The 23,981-nt window shown below is 49.0% G+C and carries 20 protein-coding genes; 13 read left to right on the forward strand and 7 right to left on the reverse strand.

Annotated features, from left to right (window positions below):
- Nucleotides 1-607 precede the first annotated feature (607 nt).
- From KDK19_RS17995 to KDK19_RS18040, 10 genes are all read left to right on the forward strand, one after another.
- Nucleotides 608-1,561, forward strand: coding sequence for a LysR family transcriptional regulator (locus KDK19_RS17995; protein ID WP_257288484.1), 954 nt, complete (start codon nt 608-610; stop codon nt 1,559-1,561).
- 42 nt (nt 1,562-1,603) lie between these two features.
- Complete coding sequence (locus tag KDK19_RS18000) at nt 1,604-2,476, forward strand: aspartoacylase (protein ID WP_257255021.1); 873 nt, start codon at nt 1,604-1,606, stop codon at nt 2,474-2,476.
- A 111-nt stretch (nt 2,477-2,587) separates the two neighbouring features.
- Nucleotides 2,588-5,038, forward strand: coding sequence for an aminotransferase class V-fold PLP-dependent enzyme (locus KDK19_RS18005; RefSeq protein WP_257292511.1), 2,451 nt, complete (start codon nt 2,588-2,590; stop codon nt 5,036-5,038).
- A 177-nt stretch (nt 5,039-5,215) separates the two neighbouring features.
- The gene (locus KDK19_RS18010) at nt 5,216-5,779 is read left to right on the forward strand and encodes a hypothetical protein (protein ID WP_257280053.1); all 564 of its coding nucleotides are present in this window, start codon (nt 5,216-5,218) and stop codon (nt 5,777-5,779) included.
- Nucleotides 5,776-6,837, forward strand: coding sequence for a DNA polymerase III subunit delta (gene holA, locus KDK19_RS18015; protein ID WP_257253454.1), 1,062 nt, complete (start codon nt 5,776-5,778; stop codon nt 6,835-6,837). Before KDK19_RS18010 ends, holA begins: the two co-directional genes overlap by 4 nt.
- Nucleotides 6,838-7,130: 293 nt before the next feature.
- Nucleotides 7,131-8,012 carry a hypothetical protein gene (locus KDK19_RS18020; protein WP_257253453.1) on the forward strand — a complete coding sequence of 294 codons (882 nt, stop codon included), beginning with the start codon at nt 7,131-7,133 and terminating at the stop codon, nt 8,010-8,012.
- 172 nt (nt 8,013-8,184) lie between these two features.
- Entirely contained in the window at nt 8,185-9,576 is a 1,392-nt protein-coding gene (locus KDK19_RS18025) for a sodium-dependent transporter (protein WP_257292512.1), read from the forward strand.
- Between the two features lie 42 nt (nt 9,577-9,618).
- Nucleotides 9,619-10,236 carry a LysE family translocator gene (locus KDK19_RS18030; protein ID WP_257292513.1) on the forward strand — a complete coding sequence of 206 codons (618 nt, stop codon included), beginning with the start codon at nt 9,619-9,621 and terminating at the stop codon, nt 10,234-10,236.
- A 277-nt stretch (nt 10,237-10,513) separates the two neighbouring features.
- Nucleotides 10,514-10,753 (forward strand): type II toxin-antitoxin system Phd/YefM family antitoxin, encoded by a 240-nt coding sequence (locus KDK19_RS18035; RefSeq protein ID WP_257253449.1) that lies wholly within the window; start codon nt 10,514-10,516, stop codon nt 10,751-10,753.
- Nucleotides 10,750-11,181 (forward strand): type II toxin-antitoxin system VapC family toxin, encoded by a 432-nt coding sequence (locus tag KDK19_RS18040; protein WP_257280051.1) that lies wholly within the window; start codon nt 10,750-10,752, stop codon nt 11,179-11,181. Before KDK19_RS18035 ends, KDK19_RS18040 begins: the two co-directional genes overlap by 4 nt.
- Before the next feature lie 122 nt (nt 11,182-11,303).
- On the opposite strand, the gene ilvD is transcribed toward KDK19_RS18040, so the two are convergent.
- From ilvD to eat, 7 genes are all read right to left on the reverse strand, one after another.
- Complete coding sequence (ilvD, locus tag KDK19_RS18045) at nt 11,304-13,145, reverse strand: dihydroxy-acid dehydratase (protein ID WP_257292514.1); 1,842 nt, start codon at nt 13,143-13,145, stop codon at nt 11,304-11,306.
- A 150-nt stretch (nt 13,146-13,295) separates the two neighbouring features.
- Entirely contained in the window at nt 13,296-14,006 is a 711-nt protein-coding gene (locus KDK19_RS18050; RefSeq protein ID WP_257280049.1) for a DUF3581 domain-containing protein, read from the reverse strand.
- Nucleotides 14,007-14,335: 329 nt separating this feature from the next.
- A complete protein-coding gene (locus KDK19_RS18055) occupies nt 14,336-15,043 on the reverse strand; it encodes a GMP synthase (protein ID WP_257280047.1) in 708 nt (235 codons plus the stop codon).
- Nucleotides 15,043-16,212: an iron-containing alcohol dehydrogenase gene (locus KDK19_RS18060; protein WP_257280046.1), complete on the reverse strand. Its 1,170-nt coding sequence runs from the start codon at nt 16,210-16,212 to the stop codon at nt 15,043-15,045. Before KDK19_RS18060 ends, KDK19_RS18055 begins: the two co-directional genes overlap by 1 nt.
- A gap of 18 nt (nt 16,213-16,230) precedes the next feature.
- Nucleotides 16,231-17,619, reverse strand: coding sequence for an aldehyde dehydrogenase family protein (locus tag KDK19_RS18065; RefSeq protein ID WP_257292515.1), 1,389 nt, complete (start codon nt 17,617-17,619; stop codon nt 16,231-16,233).
- Between the two features lie 23 nt (nt 17,620-17,642).
- Entirely contained in the window at nt 17,643-19,016 is a 1,374-nt protein-coding gene (locus KDK19_RS18070) for a glutamine synthetase family protein (RefSeq protein ID WP_257280044.1), read from the reverse strand.
- A 61-nt stretch (nt 19,017-19,077) separates the two neighbouring features.
- Entirely contained in the window at nt 19,078-20,514 is a 1,437-nt protein-coding gene (gene eat / locus KDK19_RS18075) for an ethanolamine permease (RefSeq protein ID WP_257292517.1), read from the reverse strand.
- A 285-nt stretch (nt 20,515-20,799) separates the two neighbouring features.
- Between eat and phrB the strand changes: the two genes are divergently transcribed.
- From phrB to KDK19_RS18090, 3 genes are all read left to right on the forward strand, one after another.
- Nucleotides 20,800-22,218, forward strand: coding sequence for a deoxyribodipyrimidine photo-lyase (gene phrB / locus KDK19_RS18080; protein WP_257280043.1), 1,419 nt, complete (start codon nt 20,800-20,802; stop codon nt 22,216-22,218).
- A gap of 99 nt (nt 22,219-22,317) precedes the next feature.
- Nucleotides 22,318-22,512: a hypothetical protein gene (locus KDK19_RS18085; RefSeq protein WP_257292516.1), complete on the forward strand. Its 195-nt coding sequence runs from the start codon at nt 22,318-22,320 to the stop codon at nt 22,510-22,512.
- 223 nt (nt 22,513-22,735) lie between these two features.
- Nucleotides 22,736-23,710 (forward strand): DUF523 and DUF1722 domain-containing protein, encoded by a 975-nt coding sequence (locus KDK19_RS18090; protein ID WP_257255356.1) that lies wholly within the window; start codon nt 22,736-22,738, stop codon nt 23,708-23,710.
- The last annotated feature ends 271 nt before the right edge of the window (nt 23,711-23,981 follow it).

Consider the following 23,981-nt stretch of genomic DNA (forward strand, 5'->3'; position numbering starts at 1 on the left):
ATAAGATTACTCATGGTCGATATCACTCCTGGTGTTCGATCTTACTGCCTGACTATTTGCTGCATCCTGAATAGTTATTGACTCTTATTAACCATTCAAAACGGCATCAACTTCATCGCGGGCGCGGTCTGTAACTCGAGCCCCTCTGTCAATGAGTTTTTGAACCGCTTCCTTATCCTTAGCTTCGAGAGCATATTCAAGAAGGCTGCTGCCCCAAGCACTTTTTTCTTGTACTGTCTTTACCGAAACGATTCGATTCCAGAATCAATTGTTTCAAATTTGGCAGATTGAAGGTATGAGAGTTTATATCCATTATCAGATCCTTACTGTGTTTTAGATCAATATCAAACAATCACATCTGATAGCAGATATCCTTTGTTCGACGTCGCATTGCTTCGGCTGCCAGAAAAGTGGAGCCAGTGCAGTCAGGGTGAATATTTCTTACGCACAGCCTTAAAACATTCATCCCAGTCGAACGTTAGAGAGAAAAATTAGCCGAAAGTTCATTTATTCATACTATTTTGTCTTCCGGAATATACTAGTCAGGGGTAGGATATTTGTGAAACAGATAATTCTTATAAGATTATTCGATTAAATCGATTAGCTCATGAAATTCACTCTCCGACAACTGGAGGTTTTTCTGGAGGCTGCCCGCCAGCAAAACCTCAGCCGCGCCGCTAAAGCCCTGGTCATGTCCCAGTCAGCCGCCAGCAGCGCACTGAAAGAACTGGAACAAAAGTTCAATGCTCAGCTCTTTGATCGCATTGGCAAAAGACTTCAGCTGAATGACCTCGGTCAGCAGATTCGACCGGACGCCGAAGCCCTTCTGGAAAAAGCCCGGCAGCTTGAGCAGAAACTCTCCGGTAAAACCCTGACAGGCCAGATTCGGGTCGGTGCCACTCTGACTATTGGCAATTATCTGGCCGTCAACATTGTTGCCCGGATGATGAGAAACAAACCGGGCACCCATATTGATCTGGAAGTGGCCAATACCGCCAACATTACCGGGAAGGTTCTGAACTTTGATCTGGATATCGGACTGATCGAAGGAGAGTTGCACCACCATGATCTGAATGTCATTCCCTGGTGCGATGATGAACTGGTTGCCTTCTGCGCACCGGGCCATGCCTTCGAGCACAAAACCCAACTGACAGATCAGGATCTTTTGAGTGCTGGCTGGATTCTTCGTGAAGCCGGTTCGGGTACCCGTCAGGCGTTTGATCGAGCCATGCATGGCATTTTACCCAAACTGAACGTGGTGATTGAATTGCAACACACCGAAGCTATCAAACGGGCCGTTGAAGCGGGTCTGGGAATTGGCTGCCTGTCAAGAATTACGCTTCAGGATGCCTTCAGTAGGGGCAGTCTGATACCTTTGTTAATTCCCGACAGAGATTTGAGCCGACGATTCTATTTCATCATGCATCAACAAAAATACATCAGTCAGGGAACCAGGGAACTCATTCAACTCTGTCGTAGCTGGGCCGCCGACGCTTCAGAACCTCAAAGTTCTGCGGACGCCGTTATGCCTTTCACTTCTCAGGAAGTTGTACAAACCTGAAGCCGGGATTAGTCTTGTAGCCAGTGCAAAAAAGGTCTGATTATGATAAAAAAAATCACTATAGTGGGCGGAACCCATGGCAACGAGTTGATTGGGCCCCATCTGATCAGAAAGTTGGAGCAGGACGGCAGCTTCAAAGAGAGCACCATTCCAGTGGATTACCTGCTTGCCAATATTGAAGCTCATAAAGCAGTCAGACGGTTTATGGATGCCGACCTGAATCGATCTTTCACGGATGAGGTTCTGGACGGCGATGATGATTCGGTCTACGAACACCGCCGAGCCCGGGAAATCAATCGGCTGCTCGACCCCAAAACCAACGATGGCCGCTTTATCATTGATCTGCACAGTACCACCAGCAACATGGGAATGACTTTAATCATCAAAGATCAGGCTGCTTTTAACCTTCAGGCCGCCTCCTATGTGCAACAACATATGCCGGATGTAAAAATCATTCTGAGTGACCGTGATAGCCAATTCAGCCGAACGCTCAACAGTCTTTCTGATTATGCAGTGACTATTGAAGTCGGCCCTCTTCCCAACGGCGTTTTGCGACACGATCAGTTTGCAGATACTGAATCAGTGATCCGACACCTGGTCGACTTCACCCATTTATCAGAAAGCGAATGGAACAACGCCCTGCCCGCCACCACTGAAGTTTATACCGTCACGGATCGAGTCTTTTATCCTAGAAACGACGATGGACAAGTATCCGCCATGGTTCACAGCTCTCTACAGGACGGGGATTTTGAAGAGTTGAAGCCGGGCATGCCGATGTTTCAGAATATGGATGGTACCGTCACCCCTTATCAGGGTGAACCCGGATACCCTATCTTTATCAATGAAGCAGCGTACTATTACGAGAACACGGCTTTTGTCATGACAAATCGGAAAACGGTTAGTCCGGGCAATTAATAATCAAAAACAAAGCGTTTATTATTACTATTTGATCTGTAAGAAAAACGAAAGCCCTGCATTTCATTGCCTAACCTATCTATCCTCTGCCTATGAAATGCAGGCAACATTATGCCAGACGACAGACGCCCTTTGACCCTGAAGTCTCTTTCTTACCTCAAGGCTCTCAGGCTTTTTTTCAGCCCCACTCAACTATCTAACGTTTTGACACTGACCAGCCTGTTATTTCTCTCCGGTATTAATCAGGCTACCGTCTTCTCACTGCCCAATCAGAGTCAGTTTTCCAGTACTCTTAATTTTCTCCCTGTTGAGGATGACGAGATTCCGGGTCTCACGCTGAATCAACTCAGAAAAAAGGTTCTCAAACAGGATTTTCTCTGGCCCAAAAATAAAGAAGGACATAACTCATTATTTTTCCGCTCTGAGGTGTCCAGCGCCTCAGGTACAGGAAGTCTCAACATCTTTCTGGTACCTTCCATTATTCATGAGGCATCCTTTGAAGAGACACCTTTTTCTATTGATCTGCTCACCACTTCGTCTGAAAGCCGTTACTGTTCAGTGGAAACCTGCCATAAAGACACTCATGCATTACCACTGGAAAAAATCATCAGCAGCCACGAAAACTATCATTCCAATACCTTCCCGGTTTTTCATGCTACATTGCCCTCGGTATCCCGATCAGAGATTAATTTTCATAGCCCTCTGATTTGGCAGGGCAACAACCATTGTCGCATCCATGGCAACAAGCCTGGCTCCAGATGCTCAACCATCAGCTCCGTCGTCATGCACTTCAAACCCGACAACCCGAATCAGCAGGAGCAGCTGGCCGTTCATATTCTAAACCGCGAAACGCTGGCCACCAGAGAAGCCATCATTGATGAAATGGAAGCGTTTCTGGGCGATGACCAAAAGATCGAAAAAATGCTGGATGTTGTTCTGGAATTCCGTGATGTCAAAGTAGGGGATCACAGAATCAAGGAAAAAGGCCCCTGGTATCCTCTGGGTTATATGAAATGGCTTTATATACGACATTGGATGTATCCGGGAATCACTCATTTCGCTCCCATCTATAAAGAAATTCCTGAGGAACCGGAGCCTCTCTGGAAAATCAGGAATATCGCTCAGGGGTTCAAGCAATACGAAGATGAACTCTGGGAAGAAGGGACTGTGTCAGGCTCAGTCTACAGTGGTAATCATGATCACTATGGCTTCCTGAATGAGATCTTTGGCATGTTCTCCCACAGCAATGCCATTCAGAAAGACCTGAGCCCAAGCGCGATGTACTTTGAGAGCTGCGTCGTTAACATGATGCTGGAAGCTCTGGGCGGAAACAGTATTCAGGATGAAGGTCTTGGTAAACCGGACGGAGTGATCACCAGTAGCGGCTCCATGAGCATCAAAGCCGCTCTGAAAGCATACAGAGACAGGGCTGTGGCCATGGGCATCAGGAATCCGGAGATCATTATTCCTTCCACGGCTCACCCAGCCTTCAAACGGGGGCCCGTCGACCTTGTCGTCAAGGTGGCCAAGGTTCATGAGGACACCGAAGGAGCGTCATACACTGTAGACCTTGATGAAGTGCGCAGCCTGATAGATCCTGAAAAAACGGTGCTTCTGGTTGGCTCTGCAGGCAACTATCCGTACGGCACCATTGACCCACTGCCAGAGTTGAGCAAAATGGCCAGGGAGTATGACATTGGCCTGCACGTGGATGCCTGTCTGGGCGGATTTATTCTGGCCTGGCTGGGTCAGGAACATTACCCACATTTAAAACCCTTTGATTTTCGCCTTCCGGGGGTTACCAGCATCAGCGTCGATACTCACAAGTACGGTTATTCTCTGAAAAGTAACTCAGTATTACTGATGCGAAACCGTGACTTATCCGATTACCTGGCGTTTGTCGATACCGAGTGGAAAGGCGGTATGTATGCAGTTGCCAACCTCGAAGGCAGTATCTCCACAGGACTCTTCGCAGCCCCCTGGGCAGCCATGCTGAAGTATGGAAAAAAAGGGTACAGACTCAGGGCTCAGCAAATCTATGATACTGCGGCCAAAATGGTAAAAATCATCCAGAACTTTCCCGAACTGCACGTCATGGGTGAACACACCATGTGTCTGGCTTTCAAATCAAGAGAGAATACGTTCAAGGTGAACCACATTAAGGATTACATGGGTAGAATGAAGCCAAGATGGCGCTTTAACGGGCTGAATCACCCCGAAGCCCTTCACTTCTGTGTGACCGGCCCACAGCTTGATAACGTTGACTTTATCGAGCGATTTAACAAACACCTCTCAGAAGCCGTCGAGTACGCCAGAGAGATGACCCGGAAAGGGATTGAACCCACTAAAAGTAATGTCTATGGCGTCAGCGGTGTCGACATCGAACTGGAAGAGGTCATCAATAAACAGGCCTTTGCCCGGGCCGGTGGTTACCTGATCCGGGATACCGCTGACAGGAATGAACAGATAAAACAGTTCAAGATGGATATGCGAAGAATCGTCCACAAAGGACTCGGGATTCGTCGCCCTATGGAAAAGCACTTTAATCCCGATGAGATCTGAACCAGTAAACTCTTTGAGGCAACGATACACAGGCAGGCATTCCAATGTTAACCTTTAGGGGATGGCGTGCTAGCATGCCGCCCCCCTGAGCTTTAACAGCCCTGAGCTAAAACAGCCCTGAGCTAAAACAGCCCTGAGCTAAAAAAAACTGAGCCCTGAGCGCGATTTGGAGAGATCATGACAAGACGCTTTCATACAGGAGCCATTCTGCCCCTGCTACTGATCACCAGTCTGCTGACAGCCTGCGGCTTTCAGCTGCGGGGCAAGGTCGATATTGCCAGTGAAATTGCCCAGCTGTCTGTCTCAGGGAGTGACCTCCCTTTTGTCAGGGAGTTAAAAAAAGCCCTGACACTGAGTGGTATTGAGATCACAGACAATGCCCACTACCACCTGCAACTGGTAAGTCTGGAGCGCACGACTGGCGATGAGATTCAGGCCAGTGCCGGTCAGTACGAACGCCTGCTGACCCTGAAAGCAACCTACCAGCTCAGCACGAATGATGGTCTGAAACTCTTTGACCCCATTGTACTCTCCAATGAGCGTTTCATGTTCCAGGACAGGAACCTGACCAACGCAGCTCAGAGCGAAGAAGCCATCATCTTTGATCAGCTTCGTCAGGAACTGTTGTTGACCAGTGTCCGCAGGGTAGCCGGTATTTCCGGTGAAGTGCTTCGCCAGGAAGAAGAGCGAGCCCGCAAAGCCCGTGAGACCGAGCGCGAGGCGCTCAAAGCACAACAATGAACATCAGACCCGATCAACTCGGTGCCCAGCTCAAGCGACAACTCTCCGCTGTTTACATAGTCAGTGGCGATGAACCCATGCAAGTCTCGGAGTGTTGCGATCAAATCCGGCAAGAAGCAAGAAAACAGGGTTTCACCGAGCGTCACGTTTACCATGTCGACAACAGTTTTGCCTGGGGTGATTTTCTGGAAGCGGCCAACAGCCTCTCACTGTTTGCTGAAAAGCAGATCCTTGAGGTCAGGATGCCCAATGGCAAGCCGGGTGATGCCGGCCGCAAGGCCTTTCAGGAATACCTGAAACATCTTTCCCCTGACAACCTGCTGCTGATCATTACCGACCGCCTTGATAATGCCAGTCAAAAGGCAAAATGGTTCAAGACTCTGGAACAGAAAGGACTGTTTATTCCTGTCTGGCCTATTGAACATGACAAGCTGCCGGGCTGGATTGCCCGACGTCTGAAAAGTCAGGGGTTTGAGGCCAGTCAGGACGCTCTCTCGTTGCTCTGCGAACGCATTGAAGGAAACCTGCTGGCCGCCTCACAGGAAATTGAAAAGCTGAAGCTACTGGCGGACGGTAAAAAGATTGAAGTGGAAACCGTCAGGGAAGCGGTTTCTGACAGTGCCCGCTACGACGTTTTCCAGCTGGCTGACTCAGCATTGAATGGTGATTCGAAGTCCGTGGTCAGAATACTGGGTGGATTGAAAAGCGAAGGCATCGAGCCACCGGTTGTACTCTGGGCTCTGGCACGTGACGTGCGGCTGCTCAGCCATCTCAGCCGCTTAAAATCCCGGGGTATCTCGTCCAATGTGGCTTATGATCAGGCGGCCAAAATTCATGGCATGTCACCCTTTATTCTCAAGAAACGCAAAAACCTGCTGGAAAAATGTATGGGTCGTCACAGTGAACGTGCCTTTAGACAAATGCTGATCCACACCGGCCATATTGACAAAGGTGTCAAAGGGCTCGAAAAACTCAACAGCTGGGATGAATTACTGACCCTGAGTCTCAGCCTGGCCGGCATGCCAGCCTTCACGCCAGAATCTGCCTCAAACGCTTGAGGCTATCTCCATGATGACTCTCCGTGAGTTTCACTGATTGCCATCACCAGCGACCTCATGTTTTTAATGGCATCAAGCAGAAAACTGTTACCGTCAGACGTCTGGCTAAAAATTTTCTTCAGACTCAAACATTAAACTCATTCTGTCTTTAATTAGTCGCTTATAATTTCTTATTGCACTAAATAACCCTGCCTACTAGACGCATTCGCAACAAGCGAACGACTTCTATAAAGGCTCCTAAAGCTGAGCCGATGGTTCGAGAGATCCGAAACCGCGCACAGGAGTGTATGGATATGATTTTTCGAAACCTGCTGGGAGCAGCTGCTGCAATGCTGATAGCAGGCTGTGCCTTCAACCTGTCAAACCATAAAGGGGCCTATAACGAAAAATGGTCCAAGGCCAAAAACCTGACTTATGCAGGCGGCATGCACGAACACGTGCATGACCAGCAGTTGCCGGCAGGAGCTTATAGCAAGGAAGGCAAGCTAGAGGATTACAAACTGGGTAATATCTCCCACCCTGCCTACGGTGCCGCCAGCGGTGTTGTGGGTGTAAATGTCAAACCTTATGGCGCTTTTGAACACTTTTACTGGGGATGGACTGTACCGGGCGCCAGCCATTATGACCACCACAGATTATTTGCCTGGATGCCCATCACCATGGCCGAAGATGAGATCCGAGCCAGAGAAACGATGGAGCGGATGCTTACCCGCTCCGCCATGACCGTCCTTAACGACATGAATTACAAGTACAAGCCGATCAAAACGCCTTATCAGCATAATGGTCTGGCTTTCAAGCAGTGGTACCTGGAACAAACCGGCGCCACTTGCTCTTTTGCCCGTATGAACTGTGTTCTGAGCCTTTATATCCCGGTTCCAACAGCTGTAGACCAGGCTCCTCCTTTCTCCTATTTCAGCATCGCGGGAGAGCCAGCCTGGTTTTTCTCAGCTATGGATGATGACGCTTTCCCACGACTGTCCATCACCCAGGGTGAAGGACTGGAAAGCATTAGCGAGAATGTCTTCTATCAGAAGCTAAGTGCCCGCCTGCCAGGATGGACGTACTTTTACATGGCACCCAAAGAAGTAGGTATTGGAGATGACAACAAAACCATTGCCTACCCCTATATACTGGAAAAAGGCAAGCCTCTGCTGTTCATTCGCCCCAACAAGTAGATAAAGACAAAAAGCAAACCTCAAAATCGTTGCTATAGTTTTGAGGTTTACTGATACAGCGGATCCCCTGTTAGCCCTGTGCAGATAAATCCGGCTCATCAGACAATGGGTAAGCTGCATTGAACAAGCCATATCAAAAAATAAGCAGGCGGACTAACAGTCCCTGAATGGAATGTCTGACCACAATAGATCCACTCTGCCACAAGCCTGCAACAACATTCAGGCCACCAGGGGCCAGTTCAGTAGCAGACTGGGCTTTATTATTGCCGCTGCCGGTTGCGCAGTGGGCGTCGGCAACATCTGGAGTTTTCCAACCCAGACGGCACAAAATGGCGGTGCAGCCTTTGTTCTGGTCTATCTCTGTTTTTCATTCATTCTTGCCTACCCAACTCTGGTGGCTGAACTCACTATTGGTCGATACAGTCAATCCAACTCAGTCACTGCTATGACCAACCTGGATAACAGGAACTGGGTCAGAGCGCTGGGCTTTATCACCAGCATCATGGGGTTGCTGACACTGACTCTGATTTACAGCTTTTACAGCATTGTCGGGGGCTGGTTCACAGGCTTCTCTCTGGCCCCGATCTTCGAATTGAGTGGCCTGCACGCGGTGGCCACCTGGCTGACCGATTTCAACATATACTCGACGGTTCTGGTCACTCTGATGTTCATGGCTCTGACAACATTGATCGTCAACGGAGGGGTTAAAGAGGGTATAGAGCGATGGTGTAACAGACTGATGCCCGCCCTGTTCATTATTCTGTCTGTGCTCATTGTTTTCGCGCTCAGCCGGCCCGGTGGTATGGAGGGTTTGAAAGTCTATCTGATTCCAGACTTTTCCAAACTGCTGAATCAACAACTTTTGATTTCAGCCCTGGGGCAATCTTTCTTTTCCATGTCTCTGGGTGTGGGTTGCATGATGGTTTATGGCTCCTATTTGAGTAAAAAAGCCAACCTTCCACTCACTGCTTTTCAAGTTGCACTGGTCGACAGTTCAGTGGCGTTTCTGGCCGGTATGCTAATCATTCCCTGTATGTATGCGGCCATGCAGCAGGGTATAGAGATCTACACCGCTCAAGGACAACTCCACAGTGCTGACACGCTGGTGTTTAACGTACTGCCAACCTTATTTAACCAACTGGGAGTGTCTGGACAGCTGGTTGCCCTGGCTTTCTTCGTGTTGCTAACGATTGCCGCGCTGACTTCATCAATTTCTCTGACCGAGCCGACCGTAGCCTTTATGGTTGAAAAGCTCTCTTTCCAACGCCACCGTGCCAGCTGGTGTATTACGGTGATCTCAGCCTGCTTGTCGGTTTTGATCATTTATCACATTGAAACGCTTCTTGGCTTGACCGTTAAGATCGCTACTCAGTATCTGCAACCCCTTCTGTGCCTGATAATTGCCATCTACGGCAGCTGGATCATGCGTCAAAATCGCCTGCTCAAAGCGTTGAGTCAGGGCTTTCCTGAAATCCGGAAGAGTCTGTTCTGGAAGATCTGGCCCTGGTATATCAGGACCATTTGTCCGGGTCTGATTCTGATAATCTTTCTGAGCAATCTCTGATCCCTTATACTGCGCAGCCTTTTTGACAATGAAGTTGAATCCATGAGCGCATCATCCTGGTTATCCCTATTGGCAGTCTGCGTCCTCGGGGCGATATCTCCGGGTCCCAGCCTCGCCGCAGTCATGAAAAGTACGCTCCAGGGTTCAAGACATCATGGCCTGGTGACCGCCCTCGCTCATGCAGCGGGTATTGGTATTTATGCTTTTCTGGTAGCCGCCGGTATAGCGGTTGTCATTACCCGGACGCCATGGCTGTTTAAGCTGATGACCTGGCTGGGTGCCGCGTACCTGATCTGGTTGGGTTACAAAGCTATCAGCGCCAGTGGAACATTGATTGGTGATGCATCAGGACAACAGGCCTCATCACTTTCTCTTCGTCAGGCCGCTTTGGATGGATTCCTGATCTCCTTTCTTAACCCCAAGATCGCCGTCTTCTTTTTGGCTCTGTTCAGTCAGTTCGTTAACGCTGAAACCACATTGACAACGCAGCTGCTAATGGCTCTTATGGCGACTCTATGTGACGGCCTCTGGTACTGTTTGATTGCTGGTGTTGCTGGACACGCCAGTATCCTGCCAACATTGAGAAAAAGAGCAAAACTGATCAGCGGGCTGTGCGGTGGATTATTGATTCTGGTGGCGTTGAGAATTTTAATGATCTAATCCCCGGATCAATCCATGCCTCCATTTTGTGTCCCTATGAGCTCGACCGAGAATAGACTGCTCTTCGCGGCAATTGCTCCTGCTCCTGCTCCTGCTCATGCCTCAATGCAGTCGTGCGCTGTCAGCAAATTAGTCTAAAAATCCCGGTTTATAAAACCAGTCTATCAATCGTTGAGTTTCCCTTTGGATATGAGTATTTCAGACGGTTCATTTATGTTGCACAGAAACAATAGACTAGTATACTGGTCTATACAATCCAAAAAAAGAGGCCGCTGAAATGCCAGAAGAAATTGGCTCTTATGATGCAAAAACCAAGCTCCCAGAAATTCTTCGCCGTGTTGAGGCTGGAGAAGCTTTTACCATAACTAACCGTGGTAAACCTATTGCTGACCTGATCCCCAGTCGAGCTAAAAGTCGTTTGAGGGCTAAAGCAGCCATTAATAATCTACTAAAGATGAAGAAACCAACCATATCTGATGTTGATTTGAAAGCTCTGCGTGAAGAGGGTCGCCGATGATGACAGATTTCGTGTTAGACAATTCTGTAACTATGCGCTGGCTATTGAAAACAGAAGATGCTGCTGATCAGCAGTATGCCGAGGATGTTATGGCCACACTGGTTTCGGTTGACGCAATTGTTCCAAATCTCTGGCATCTGGAAGTGTGTAATGTAGTGTCTCGGTCAGAGCACAGAGGTGATGTAGAGATTGCCCTGTCCGAAGGATTTCTTGCTCAGCTGGAAAATCTGCCTATTTTCGCTGATCCGTTAACGGCTAATCAGGCGTTTAGTCGAACACTGGGGCTTGCCAGAAATTACAATCTCAGTAGTTATGATGCAGCCTATTTAGAATTGGCAATTCGTGAAGGTCTGCCACTTGCCACTCTGGATGATGCACTGGCGAATGCTGCAAAAAAAGCAAGCGTGAAGCTATATCTCAAAAGTTAACCAGTGCAGAGAATGTTCTCGCCATCAGAAAGACTCGTTGTCCTGAATTTTTTATTTTTTAAGATATGCAAAGTACACGACAGGCTCTATACAAAATACAACCTGTCGTTCATCAGTCACAATCAGTCGAGAAGTGACACATCTCTGACAGCACCTTTATCGGCACTGGTCACCATAGCCGCGTAGGCTTTCAGTGCGGCAGAAACTTTACGAGGCCTTTCTTTCAGAGGCCTCCATGCGGCTTTGCCTTTCGCTTCCATCTGGGTGCGACGCTCAGCCAGCTCTTCATCAGACAACTGTACGTCGATGGTACGGTTTGGGATATCGATACGAACGATATCACCCTTTTCCACCAGACCAATGTTGCCACCTGCTGCCGCTTCAGGAGAAGCATGACCAATGGAAAGCCCGGATGTACCGCCAGAGAAACGACCATCAGTCAGCAGCGCACACTCTTTACCCAGACCTTTGGATTTCAGGTAACTGGTTGGGTACAACATTTCCTGCATACCCGGGCCACCTTTAGGGCCTTCGTAACGGACGATGACAACATCACCGGATTTTACCCGACCTTCGAGAATATCACTGACCGCATCTTCCTGACTCTCACAGATATGAGCAGGTCCTTCGAAAACCAGAATACTCTCATCGACGCCAGACGTTTTTACCACACAACCGTCCAAGGCAATATTACCCGTCAGAACCGCCAGCCCCCCTTCAGTGCTGTACGCACTTTCCAGTTTCCGGATACAACCTGACTCGCGATCATCGTCCAACGTTGGCCAGCGAGTGTCCTGACTGAATGCCTGTGTCGTACGAATACCCGCAGGACCCGCCTTGAAGAAAGTCCGTACCGATTCGTCACCGGTCTGTTTAATATCCCATTTTGCCAAACCTGCGGCCACAGTTTCACTGTGAACCATGGGGATATCGTTATTCAACAGTCCTGCCCGATCCAGTTCACCCAGAATGCCAAACACTCCACCAGCACGATGGACATCTTCCATATGGTATTTCTGGATATTAGGTGCCACCTTGCAAAGCTGAGGCACCTTACGAGACAGAGCATCAATGTCCTTCATGGTGAAATCGACTCCAGCTTCCTGTGCCGCAGCCAACAAATGCAGAATGGTATTGGTGGAGCCGCCCATGGCGATATCCAGACTCATGGCATTTTCGAAGGCCTTATAACTGGCAATAGCGCGAGGCAGGACAGACTCATCATCCTGATCGTAGTATCGCTTAGTGATATCGACAATCCGTCGACCGGCTTCGAGGAAGAGTTGCTCACGATCAGCATGAGTGGCGAGCATGGAACCATTACCCGGCAAGGACAGACCCAATGCCTCCGTCAGGCAATTCATGGAGTTGGCCGTAAACATGCCGGAGCAGGAGCCACAGGTTGGGCAAGCTGAACGCTCATACTCAGCAACCGTTTCATCATCAGCATCCGAAGCGGCAATCACCATGGCATCGACGAGATCCAGGCCGTGCTGAGCCAACTTGGTTTTGCCGGCTTCCATGGGGCCGCCTGAGACGAATATAACAGGGATATTCAGTCTCATGGCAGCATTGAGCATTCCGGGCGTAATTTTGTCGCAGTTGGAGATACAGACCAGAGCATCTGCAGTATGAGCATTCACCATATACTCAACGGAGTCAGCGATGATGTCACGACTGGGCAGGGAGTAAAGCATGCCATCGTGACCCATAGCGATACCGTCATCGACGGCAATGGTATTAAATTCTTTGGCTACACCACCGTGCTTTTCAATTTCTCTGGCCACCAGCTGTCCCATGTCTTTTAGATGAACATGGCCGGGAACAAACTGGGTAAAAGAATTGGCTACGGCAATAATAGGCTTTTTGAAGTCATCATCCTTCATACCCGTGGCACGCCAAAGCGAGCGGGCTCCAGCCATATTACGACCGTGGGTCGAGGTTCTTGAACGGTATGCAGGCATGACTCACTATCCTTTCTCTCTGGTTCTTGATCCTGATGTTTGAGAAGCTCTCTGGGAAGGAGGCTATCTATTGTCTTCCTTGGCGGATTCGGGATTATAACAGAATGACGGAAGCCTGATAGGCTCCCGAAAGATAATGCAGGACAAGAATTAAACTGCGTGCTCTATCCGGCGGCGATTATACTCATTGACCATACTGTCTATGGTAGACTGATCGTATTCCCGCAAGTTGGCCAGAACCATGGTTTTCTTCCCCTGTCCCACGACTTTATCACCATCCTTAAAGATAAAACCCAGGGTGACATTGCCACGTTTGCCATTCACTTCCAAAGAAGACTGGGAAGCCTCTATCACCGGATCTTTCAGATCAATCCTTTCCAGATGAACCGACATGGTTTCATAGATAACCAGAGGCCTTGCCACATTAATCATGACATTCTTTTCTTTCATCAGTGGCACCAGCACATGAGGAAAGTTTTCACCCGAGAACGCCACATATGCCTTGACCAGCTTTGCAATCATATCGGCATCGTTTGTTTGCTCACCACTGTGCTCAACCCGGAGGTATTCCTTCTCACTCTGGTCACAAATAATCTTGTCACCATTCCTGGCATCTGCTATTGACAGGGTAACGCCATCGCTGACCATACCGCTGAAAATCACCCTCATGTCGGGATACAGCCCTTCAGAGCTCAGGATTTTGGCGAAAAGAAGATCACCGGGCACACAAAACTTCTTAGTGTCCACATCATGCAGCGGGTTGAAGTCATTGGCGATATTCTTGGCAAAATCACTGGACTGCTGGCGACTGAATGAGAACTGGTTATTTTCCAGCTCCGTACAATATTGGTCTAAAAACATAATCTTATTCTGTTGGCCTGATCTTGCAGGAGCATGACCAGCGCTCAATCCATCTCATATGGACCTCGATGTCCTCAGGGCGGTGATAATCAAACACTCCAGATAGCCAGAGAACCCGATCGCTCTCTGGCAACTGACTGATATCATACGTCAAACCTGGATAAGACTACTGTTACTAAAACGTAGCTGTTTGTTTCAGCATTTCATATATTAATATAACTATTTGATTAATAAACTATTTTTACTGTTAACCCGAAGATTAAATGCAACATTCCGCTATGCTCGACCGTCATCGAGACTCAAAACGTTGTTTAAATTTCCGGGTTAGATCACGACTTCTGCCTGAAAAACTGTACGATCCATTGAGCAACAAGATCACTGTCAGGATCATCTCTCAGTGAATCCATGCCCATAAGCACTCTGTCCCCGGGAATCAACTCCCGACGCGAGTTCATCAAGTCCTCAGAGTAGGACTTACTGAACTCCGGGTGCCCCTGAACGCTGACAAAACAGTCGCCATATTGCAGCATATAATTGGGGCAAAAATCACTGCTGGCCAATACTTCAGCAGAAGATGGCAGATGAATGACCTGATCCCTGTGGCTAACCAACAATTTGAAGTCCTGAACCGCAGGATCCATCCAGCTGGTCTGCCGGGTGATGTGATTGTACGACATACCAACACCCCAGCCTTTATCAGCCAGCGCCACCTTCCCCCCGAGACTTTTTGCCATGACCTGATGACCAAAACAGATACCCGCCAGCTTGCAACGATCTTCATACAACCTCCTGACGAACCCCTCTAGTAAAGGTATCCATGGAAAAGGGTCGTAAGCACTGTGACGACTGCCCGAAATAATCCAGCAGTCACACTCATCGGTGGTTTCAGGAATCTCACCATCCACTACCCGATAGGTGACCATCTCCAAATCAGGATGCTGTTTTCTCAGCAAAGCCAGAAACATATCCGGATAATTGTTGTGCACCTTTCGCAGCTCCGGTGCAACGTCATCACACAACAGCAAACCGATCTTCATCACAGTTCTCCACGAAAAGCATCCTGACATATCCGCTGATATTCAGTCGCAGAGAAAGGGATTGGGTTTCCGGCTGCAGAAGGATCGACAAATGCCATCCGCCCGACTTTATCCAGCTGGCTATCGTCAATGCCGATTTCAGCCAGCGTATGGGGGATTTCCAGCTGTTCCCTGAGCTCTATCACCCAATTGAAGAAAGCATCAAAGCCCGGAGTCGGCAGATCAAGGTAACGACTGAGAGCAGCCATTTTATGCCCGATGGCGGCTCTGTTTGCTTTCAGAACATAGGGCATTAGAACGGCATTCAACAACCCATGATGAGTGTCGTATAAAGCCCCGAGCGGATGCGCCAGAGCGTGCATGCCACCCAGACCTTTTTGAAAGGCCGTTGCTCCCATACCGGAGGCCACCAGCATTTGATGCCGGGCCTCAAGATCACTGCCCTGCGCCACCGCTCTGGGCAGATAGTCTTTTACCAGACGAATGCCTTCCAGTGCGATGCCCTGAGCCATAGGATGATGAAAAGGCGAACAGTAAGCTTCAAGATTATGGGAGAGAGCATCCATCCCCGTAGCTGCGGTGAGTCTGGGAGGCAAACCACAGGTCAGTTCCGCATCGAGAAGCACGATGCCGGGAAGCATACCCGGGTGAAAAATGATCTTTTTCACCTGTTCATCCTGATGGGTGATCACGGAAGAGCGCCCCACTTCCGAGCCTGTACCGGCAGTGGTGGGCACGGCCACAACAGGCAGCATCCCCTCCACATTCACTCTCAGGTAGTTATCACCCTCATCTTCAAAATCCCAGATTGAACGACTTTGGCCAACCATCAAGGCTATTGCTTTGCCTGCATCCAGGGCAGAACCTCCGCCAAAAGCGATCACGCCATCATGGTTGCCTTCCCTACAGGCAGCCACACCAGCTGACACATTCTCACCGGTTGGATTACCCTTGATGCCGGAAAACAGACCGCACCCGTCAAGAGCAGAGCTGACCAGTAAACGAGCCTCCTGAATCATAGGCAACTGAGACAACCCCGGATCAGTAATAATGAGTGGTTTTTTCATCCCCAATTCAATACAGGCAGCGGGCAGATCTTTTATACGGCCAGCCCCTGCACGAATAGCTGTCGGAAAATTCCAGTTAGCTGTGTACTGTTCAATGTCCATTGACGTTTCCTTACTGCTTCAACCGTGCTTGATGTGAAAGGATTTGGGTCGGGTAAGGGCATCAAAACCCAACACCGACAAAGTACAGCCCCGACCTGAGTTTTTAATGCCAGTCCAGGCCAGGGCCGGGTCAAGATAATCACAGCGATTGACAAAAAAAGTGCCTGTTTGCACCTGACGGCCCAGTTCAACGGCTCGCTCAATATCCCTTGAGAAAATAGCGGCCGTCAGTCCAAACTCACTGTCGTTCATCAGGCGGACCGCTTCTTCATCGGAAGAGACTTTTTGAATCCCCAAAACAGGTCCGAAACTTTCTTCCGTCATCACCCGCATAGTGTGGTTCACTTGTGTGAGCAACTGGGGAGCAAGATAGGGAGTGCCCGGCTCATGCTCTGGGAACAAGGCCGGGTCAATATGGGCAACCGCCCCCTGTGAAATAGCTTCTTCCACCTGCCCCCTGACAAAGTCCGCAGCACTGCTTTTCACCAGCGGGCCCAGAGTGGTTTCAGGATCATCGGGTCGTCCGAGACGATACTGCTTCACCAGAGCAACAGCTTTTTCAACAAATGCATCATAAACATCTTCATGTACATAGAGCCTTTCTATGCCGCAGCAAGATTGACCGGAGTTAAAGAAAGCACCGTCTATCACCGTGTCCGTCGCTGCATCCAGATCAGCATCAGCTCTGATATAAGCAGGATCTTTGCCACCCAGCTCCAGCCCCATACCGATAAATCGTCCGGCAGCCGCTTTTTCTACTTCGACTCCAGCACGGACTGAACCAGTAAATGCCACATGCTTTATGGCGTCACACTGAATCAAATATTCGGTGCTGTCATGGGACATGTGCAGGTACTGAAAAAGCCCCTCGGGCAGACCTGCGTCAAGAAACGCTTTGACCATTCGCTCAGCACAGAGTGGGGTTTGGGCAGAATGCTTCAGCAGCACGGCATTACCGGCCAGCAGTGCCGGCATAACGCTGTTGATGGCGGTCAGGTAGGGATAATTCCAGGGCGCTATGACCAACAGAACTCCCAGGGCTTCCTTGCAGATATAACGGGTAAATCCTTCTTTTTCAGGTATTGTGACGGGCTTCAATGCTTCACCTGAGGCTTCAATCATATAACGGGCACGCTCTTCAAACCCTGCTACTTCTCCGGCAGAGTATTTAACCGGTCTGCCCATCTGCCAAGTGATTTCACTGGCAATGTCGTCTTTTTGACCGACAAAGTTATCCACTGCTTTACTGCAGATTTTTTGCCGCTCCGCCAGTGCAACACCCTGCCAGTCAAGCTGTGCTTTCTGAGCCTTCGCCAGAGCCAGATTTATGTCTGAAACATCAGACAGTGGACGTTCAGCAACCACTGAACCATCGACCGGTGAAAGAGTGATCTGTGTTTTATTCATTGTTCTGAATCCGTTGGAAGTAATCAGATAATTTCGAAATAACGATCCATTTCCCAATCCGTAATATGTTTTCTGAACTCCCGCTCTTCCCACTCCCTGGACGCGGCATAGTGTTCGACGAAAGCATCACCCAACATAGTTCGGGCCGCTTCGGATTGTTTGAATTTCTGTGCGGCATCCCAGAGTGTTGAAGGCAGTGCGAATTCAGGTGAGTGCCCTTGATCGTAGGCATTACCTTTAACCTGATCCTCGGGCTCCCATTGGTGAATAATTCCCTGAAGGCCAGAAGCCAACGCCGCAGAAAGTGAAAGATAAGGGTTAGCATCTGCAGAGCCCAACCGGTACTCCACTCTCTGTGACTTCTCTGAGCCCGGAATAACACGTAATGCGGTGGTTCGGTTTTCAACCCCCCAGGTCGCGTCGGTAGGTGCCCAGAAACCGGGAATGAGTCGGGTGTAACTATTGACGGTAGGGGCCAGCATGGGCAGGAATTCAGGCATTAATCGCTGCAAACCGGCAATAAAGTGCCTCTGTGTCTGGCTGATATTGTGTTTCTGGCTGGGATCAAAGAACGCCGATTGCCCATCCTTTTTGTTGAACAGAGACAAATGAATATGACCGCTCTGCCCCGGATAATCCGGTGACCACTTGGCCATAAACGTCGCCATCAGATCATTACGCTGTGCCAGCACTTTCATAAACGTTTTAAACAGTGCCGCTTTATCTGCGGCATTTTCAGCAGAGTCAACGGCAATGGCTGCTTCGACCACGCCCGGCCCGGTCTCTGTATGAATACCTTCGATGGGAAAGTCCATCACCTCAGCCATTTCCAGTATCTGGTGATACAGATCGGAATGCACTGAGTTTCTGATCATGGAATAACCAAACCAGTCAGGCGTCAATGGTTTGAGGTTTCGAAAACCTTTTTCCCGAACCGATTCCGGTGTTTCCTGGAACATAAAAAACTCATATTCCAGCGCTGCACGGGCATCAAAGCCCATGTCGGACGCTTTTTCGATCACCCTTCTCAATGTCCCGCGGGGACAGAGAGCTTCTGACTGATCCTTGAATTCTGCGATGAACAATAGCATGCCATTTTCAAAAGGGATTTCCCGGCAAGAGTGTGGCAAGATTCGAACGGGAGCATCAGGGTATCCGGTATGCCAGCCGGTGTACTTTACATTGTCATAGAGCTGGTCTTTACTGTCCCAGCCCAGGATAACGTCGCAGAAGGCAAAGCCGCTTTCCAGCGCTGAAAAAAACTTGGCCTTGCTCATGTATTTGCCGAGCATGATTCCGTCATTATCGAAAAGACCGACCTTAACGTGGGAGAGTCCTCTCTCTTTAACAATTTTCTTGGCATCATCAATCGTTCTGACATCTCTGGGGTTGTGCATACTCGCTACTCATTTTTCTTAGGCTTATCAGAAGTCAGGCAACAGAGAGGTACCTGACCAGTCAGCTCAGCTCAGACTCAGCTTTGGTAATGGCTTCGAACTCTTCTTCAGGCGCTTTGGCCACCAGGTGGTGTCGGCTGTATAACCCGAAATAGGCCACCATGATGGCGTAGAAAACCGCTGACCAGAAAGCGGCTTCCCAGCTCACCAGAAAGGTAGAGATAAAAGCAACAATAGCCAGGGCAAAAGCAATTCCTGATGTCATAATGCCGCCCGGTGTTTTATAAGGACGCTCCAGCTCTGGTTCTTTAACTCGCAGGATAATATGAGACAGCGTCATCATGGCGTAGGAGAGCGTGGCACCAAAAACGGCCATAGTGATCATCAGATCACCTTCTCCGGTCAATGACAGCAGAAAGCCAATAATTCCCGGAATGGCCAGAGCCATTGTTGGCACTTTTCGCTGGCCGGTTTTTGACAAAAAACGAGGTAAATAACCGGCTCTGGATAAAGCGAATACCTGCCGGGAATAGGCATAAATAATAGAAAAGAAGGAGGCGATCAGACCGGCAAGCCCGACAAAGTTTACAAAAGTTGCTATGTAAGAGCTTTTACCATAGACCTGTTGCAGAGCCCCTACCAGCGGTGCGGCGTGATCCTTCAGGTATTCAGCACCCGCTGCGCCGGGGGCGAGAATCAATACCAGCCCTCCAAACAGCAGCAGAACGATCATAGCTGTGATGATCCCTCTGGGCATATCCCTCTTTGGATCAGTGGCTTCTTCCGCCGCCAGAGGAACACCTTCTACTGCCAAAAACAGCCACATGGCAAATGGGATCGCAGCCCAGATACCGATATAACCTTCGGGCAGGAAAGTGGAAGCGCCAGTAGCTTCTGCATTGACGGCGATATTAAACAGGTTGTCGACGTTGAAGGCAGGAATCATTCCTATAATAAACACGACTATGGCTAAACATGCCAGACCGGTAATCAACATCATGATTTTCAGCGCTTCTCCAGCCCCCAAAAGGTGCAGGCCAATAAAGGCAGCATAGAAAGCACCGTAAACCAGAGGTCCATCCCAACCAAAAAGTTCATTCACATACCCACCTATAAAGACTGCAATCGCTGCAGGCGCAATGGCGTATTCAAGAAGTATGGCGGTGCCGGTCAGATAACCTCCCCAGGGACCCATTGCCCGACGGGCATAGGAGTAGCCACCACCGGCGGTGGGTAATGATGAAGAGAGTTCAGCCAGTGACAACACCATGAAGGTATACATAACGGCCATGACCAGTGTGGCTAGCAGCATGCCACCAAAACCGCCCTGTTCCAGCCCAAAGTTCCAGCCGGCAAAGTCTCCGGAAATCACGTAGGAAATCCCAAGTCCAGCCAGGACCAGCCAGCCCGCTGCTCCCTTCCTGAGCTGTCTCTGCTTTAGATAATCATCAGAAACCTGTTCATATTCAACAGAACGAGTTGTTGGAGAGGAACTCATCTCTAGCATGCGTAGCACCTTTTTAAAAGCTATCCTGTTAGCTCTCCTATGCTGTTAACTCCTCTGGTAGCATAGTGAGAAAGTTCGAATGCAGTTAAGCAACTATCAAGCCAGAAATGTTAACGCCACCCCGGGATGATCTACTTCCTTCCATAAGCCGTAACAAGGTTATAACTTAAAAATAGAACTGAGGGTTGTTAATTAAACTATGAAAACCCAGCTCAATCAGGCACCGTATCCATTGTCACATTCAGGGGGTGGGCTGAAATACCGGCTCATAGCTATATGAGTCGAACACTGGTCTGGTTCAGAAGCGATTTGAGAGTGGGAGACAACCCTGCTCTGTACCACTCCGCAGTTAAAAATGAAGTTGTGGCCGTCTATTGCCTGTGCCCGGATCAATGGCAGGAGCATAACGACAGCCCGAACAAGCTATGGTTCTGGATGCAGAATCTCAAACAACTGGAACACTCTCTAAACAGGCTCAACATTCCACTGGTCGTCATTCAACCGATTCGATTTGAACACTGTGCCCAATTACTGTTACAGACAGCCCGACAACTCCAGTGCGACGGCATAAGCTTTAATAACGAACATGGGCTCAATGAAGAAAACAGAGACAGGGCTGTCGAACAAACCTTTGCCGGGCAACAACTGAAATGCCTGCGTTTTTCTGACCAGACTCTGATCCCTCCGGGTCATCTGTTAAATGGCAGCGGTGATTATTTCAAAGTCTTCACGCCTTTTAAAAAAGCACTGTATCGAACCCTTGACCTGCACCAGATTCAGCCACTGCCCGCCCCTGAACAACAAAAGCCTCTGGAACTGGCTGATGTTCAGCCCGTCGATTACCTGAATCTGTTTACGCCATTGGAAGGTCTTCAAGCACTCTGGCCTGCCGGTGAAGAAGAAGCCGCAAACCGGCTCAAATCCTTTATCGAGTCTCATAGTGAAGGTTATAAAAAGTTTCGGGATTTTCCGGGTATGGATGCCACCAGCACCCTCTCTCCCTATCTGGTGTCAGGAACAGTCTCCCTCAGACAGTGTTTCTATGCTGCATTTCAGGCCAACAATGGAGAAATGGATTCAGGTAGCGATGGCCTGCAATGCTGGATGAGTGAATTAATCTGGCGGGAATTTTACAAACATATTTTGCATGGATTCCCAAGGCTTTCCAGAGGCAGGGCGTTCATCACAGAAACCGAACATCTGCCCTGGAATCAGGATAACGAGGCATTCAGTGCCTGGTGCAAAGGTGAGACTGGCTTTCCATTGGTGGATGCAGCCATGAAACAATTGGTGAATACCGGCTGGATGCACAACCGCCTGAGAATGGTCACAGCCATGTTCCTGACCAAAAACCTGATGATTGACTGGCGCCTCGGAGAAACCTTCTTCATGCAGCATCTGATCGACGGTGATTTGTCCGCCAACAATGGTGGCTGGCAATGGTCTGCCAGCACAGGCACCGACGCGGCCCCCTATTTCAGAATGTTTAATCCTGTCAGTCAGTCGGAGAAATTTGATTCAGAAGGTCAGTTTATTCGCCACTGGCTACCCCAGCTGAGCAGACTGAGTAGCAAGGAGATTCACGCTCCCTGGCAACATCATGTTAATGAGATCAACTACCCGGCACCGATTGTCGACCTCAAAGCATCAAGAGAGAGGGTACTCTCTGCTTTCAAAGCCTTGAAGCAGCCTTAAAAAAAATCGGATAGTTCATGCTGTTTATAACGCCTCTGAATTTGCGGGTTATGACAGCCGCCTACTAGACTGTGAGATTATGATCATTTGAGGATCATCATGACTGACGTCAAAACTGCTTCGTCCATATTGCCTCTCTGGAAACGATGCCTGATTACCCTTGCAGTGATGTTGGTGGCCAGTTTCTTAATCGGTTTGTTGGTTCGCAGTCTATTCGGTTTTTCCCTGCCCGATTATATGTCCGGGGTTGTGGGTGGTTTCTCAGCAATAGTGATATGGGAATTCCTTAAGTGAGCGCAACCCACCCCCTCATTATTGTCGGTTTTATACGTGCCGGGTATTATATCAGCCTATCGTGCTGTCATTTGTACCCGGGTCTCGCTGTGCGCTTACAACGAAAAAGATAGCCGCTCTTTCTGGAATTCAGATCGAACTTTCCTACTGTCCGATAGGCTCCAGGGGGTTGCTCTAAAATAAGTTACATAGAAAGCAAAAGGATAATAAAGAGGAAGTTTTAATGGCTATCGTCTCAATTCCAGAACCCGAAAAAGACATCAAACTCGGCATCAGCGCCTGCCTGATGGGTCAGAAAGTCCGATACGATGGTGGGCACAAGCGCTCTTCGTTTTGTATGAATACCCTGAGTCATTTCTTCCAATTCGAGTCTGTCTGCCCGGAAGTGGCCATCGGACTGGGCACCCCCAGGGAACCTATTCGTCTGGTTGGGGATATCCAGCAGGTCAGGGTTGTGGGTACCGATCACCCAGATGTGGACGTTACCGATCAGCTGACTGATTATGGCTACAGAAAAGCCAGAGAATTAACCGATATCAGTGGCTATATCCTGATGCAAAAATCCCCCAGTTGTGGCATGGAAAGGGTCAAGGTCTACCATGAAAACGGCTTCCCTTCTGGCGTCAGTTCTGCAGGTGCATACGCCAAAGCCCTGATGGAAGCACAACCTCTTCTGCCTGTGGAGGAAGAAGGCCGACTCCATGATCCCGTTTTGAGGGAAAATTTTTTCACCCGGGTGTATGCCTACCACCGCTGGCACAGCGAAGTACTGAAAAATCCCAGTCATGCCGCTGTGGTTCATTTTCACTCAACCCACAAATATATGATCATGGCTCACAATCCCAGCGATTATAGTGCCCTGGGACAGCTCGTTGCCAAAGGCGGCAAGATGGAACTGCAACCTTTGTTGGCACAATACTTCGAAGAGTTCATGAACACCCTGAAAAAAAGGGCAACCCGGAAGTCCCACACTAATACCATGCTGCACATTCTGGGCTACGTAAAGAAGACTGTGGACACCACAGAGCGAAACCAGTTTCTCAAACTGGTCGAAGAGTACCGTCAGGGTATCCTGCCGTTAGTAGTGCCAATGACCATGCTACGTCATTTCATTGAAAATCATGGCAACGACTACATCCAGCAGCAGACCTATCTTCTCCCTCACCCTGATCAATTAGGGCTCAGAAATCAGATCTGAAGCCTGACCTTCCAAAATAAACGCCGGGCGCAAGTGTCTGGCGAACTTGCAACGCTCAATAGTACAGTCTGAAAAAACGGTCTGCTGTAAATTCAGCTCTTTATGCCAATTCATTTGTAATAACCTATTTTATAAAATTTAAAAATTACTTATTACTAATTTTATGAGCGTGCTGACAGGATTTACATCGACCTTTAAGGTTTCGGGAACGGTATCTTGACATCCTCTCGCCCCTGAAGGAGCGAGATTCCCGTTAGTCACCTAACAGGCT

Origin of the sequence: Endozoicomonas sp. ONNA1, from assembly GCF_024606325.1 — a bacterium.
GTDB lineage: Bacteria > Pseudomonadota > Gammaproteobacteria > Pseudomonadales > Endozoicomonadaceae > Endozoicomonas_A.

Excerpts from the sequence above, each read along its gene's own strand:
- KDK19_RS18065 (WP_257292515.1), bottom strand. The coding sequence starts at position 17,619 with ATGAATAAAACACAGATCACTCTTTCACCGGTCGATGGTTCAGTGGTT.
- KDK19_RS18010 (WP_257280053.1), top strand. The coding sequence starts at position 5,216 with ATGACAAGACGCTTTCATACAGGAGCCATTCTGCCCCTGCTACTGATC.
- ilvD (WP_257292514.1), bottom strand. The coding sequence starts at position 13,145 with ATGCCTGCATACCGTTCAAGAACCTCGACCCACGGTCGTAATATGGCT.
- KDK19_RS18090 (WP_257255356.1), top strand. The coding sequence starts at position 22,736 with ATGGCTATCGTCTCAATTCCAGAACCCGAAAAAGACATCAAACTCGGC.
- KDK19_RS18060 (WP_257280046.1), bottom strand. The coding sequence starts at position 16,212 with ATGGACATTGAACAGTACACAGCTAACTGGAATTTTCCGACAGCTATT.
- holA (WP_257253454.1), top strand. The coding sequence starts at position 5,776 with ATGAACATCAGACCCGATCAACTCGGTGCCCAGCTCAAGCGACAACTC.
- KDK19_RS18035 (WP_257253449.1), top strand. The coding sequence starts at position 10,514 with ATGCCAGAAGAAATTGGCTCTTATGATGCAAAAACCAAGCTCCCAGAA.
- KDK19_RS18085 (WP_257292516.1), top strand. The coding sequence starts at position 22,318 with ATGACTGACGTCAAAACTGCTTCGTCCATATTGCCTCTCTGGAAACGA.
- KDK19_RS17995 (WP_257288484.1), top strand. The coding sequence starts at position 608 with ATGAAATTCACTCTCCGACAACTGGAGGTTTTTCTGGAGGCTGCCCGC.
- eat (WP_257292517.1), bottom strand. The coding sequence starts at position 20,514 with ATGAGTTCCTCTCCAACAACTCGTTCTGTTGAATATGAACAGGTTTCT.
- KDK19_RS18020 (WP_257253453.1), top strand. The coding sequence starts at position 7,131 with ATGATTTTTCGAAACCTGCTGGGAGCAGCTGCTGCAATGCTGATAGCA.
- KDK19_RS18050 (WP_257280049.1), bottom strand. The coding sequence starts at position 14,006 with ATGTTTTTAGACCAATATTGTACGGAGCTGGAAAATAACCAGTTCTCA.
- phrB (WP_257280043.1), top strand. The coding sequence starts at position 20,800 with ATGAGTCGAACACTGGTCTGGTTCAGAAGCGATTTGAGAGTGGGAGAC.
- KDK19_RS18040 (WP_257280051.1), top strand. The coding sequence starts at position 10,750 with ATGATGACAGATTTCGTGTTAGACAATTCTGTAACTATGCGCTGGCTA.
- KDK19_RS18030 (WP_257292513.1), top strand. The coding sequence starts at position 9,619 with ATGAGCGCATCATCCTGGTTATCCCTATTGGCAGTCTGCGTCCTCGGG.
- KDK19_RS18070 (WP_257280044.1), bottom strand. The coding sequence starts at position 19,016 with ATGCACAACCCCAGAGATGTCAGAACGATTGATGATGCCAAGAAAATT.
- KDK19_RS18000 (WP_257255021.1), top strand. The coding sequence starts at position 1,604 with ATGATAAAAAAAATCACTATAGTGGGCGGAACCCATGGCAACGAGTTG.
- KDK19_RS18025 (WP_257292512.1), top strand. The coding sequence starts at position 8,185 with ATGTCTGACCACAATAGATCCACTCTGCCACAAGCCTGCAACAACATT.
- KDK19_RS18055 (WP_257280047.1), bottom strand. The coding sequence starts at position 15,043 with ATGAAGATCGGTTTGCTGTTGTGTGATGACGTTGCACCGGAGCTGCGA.
- KDK19_RS18005 (WP_257292511.1), top strand. The coding sequence starts at position 2,588 with ATGCCAGACGACAGACGCCCTTTGACCCTGAAGTCTCTTTCTTACCTC.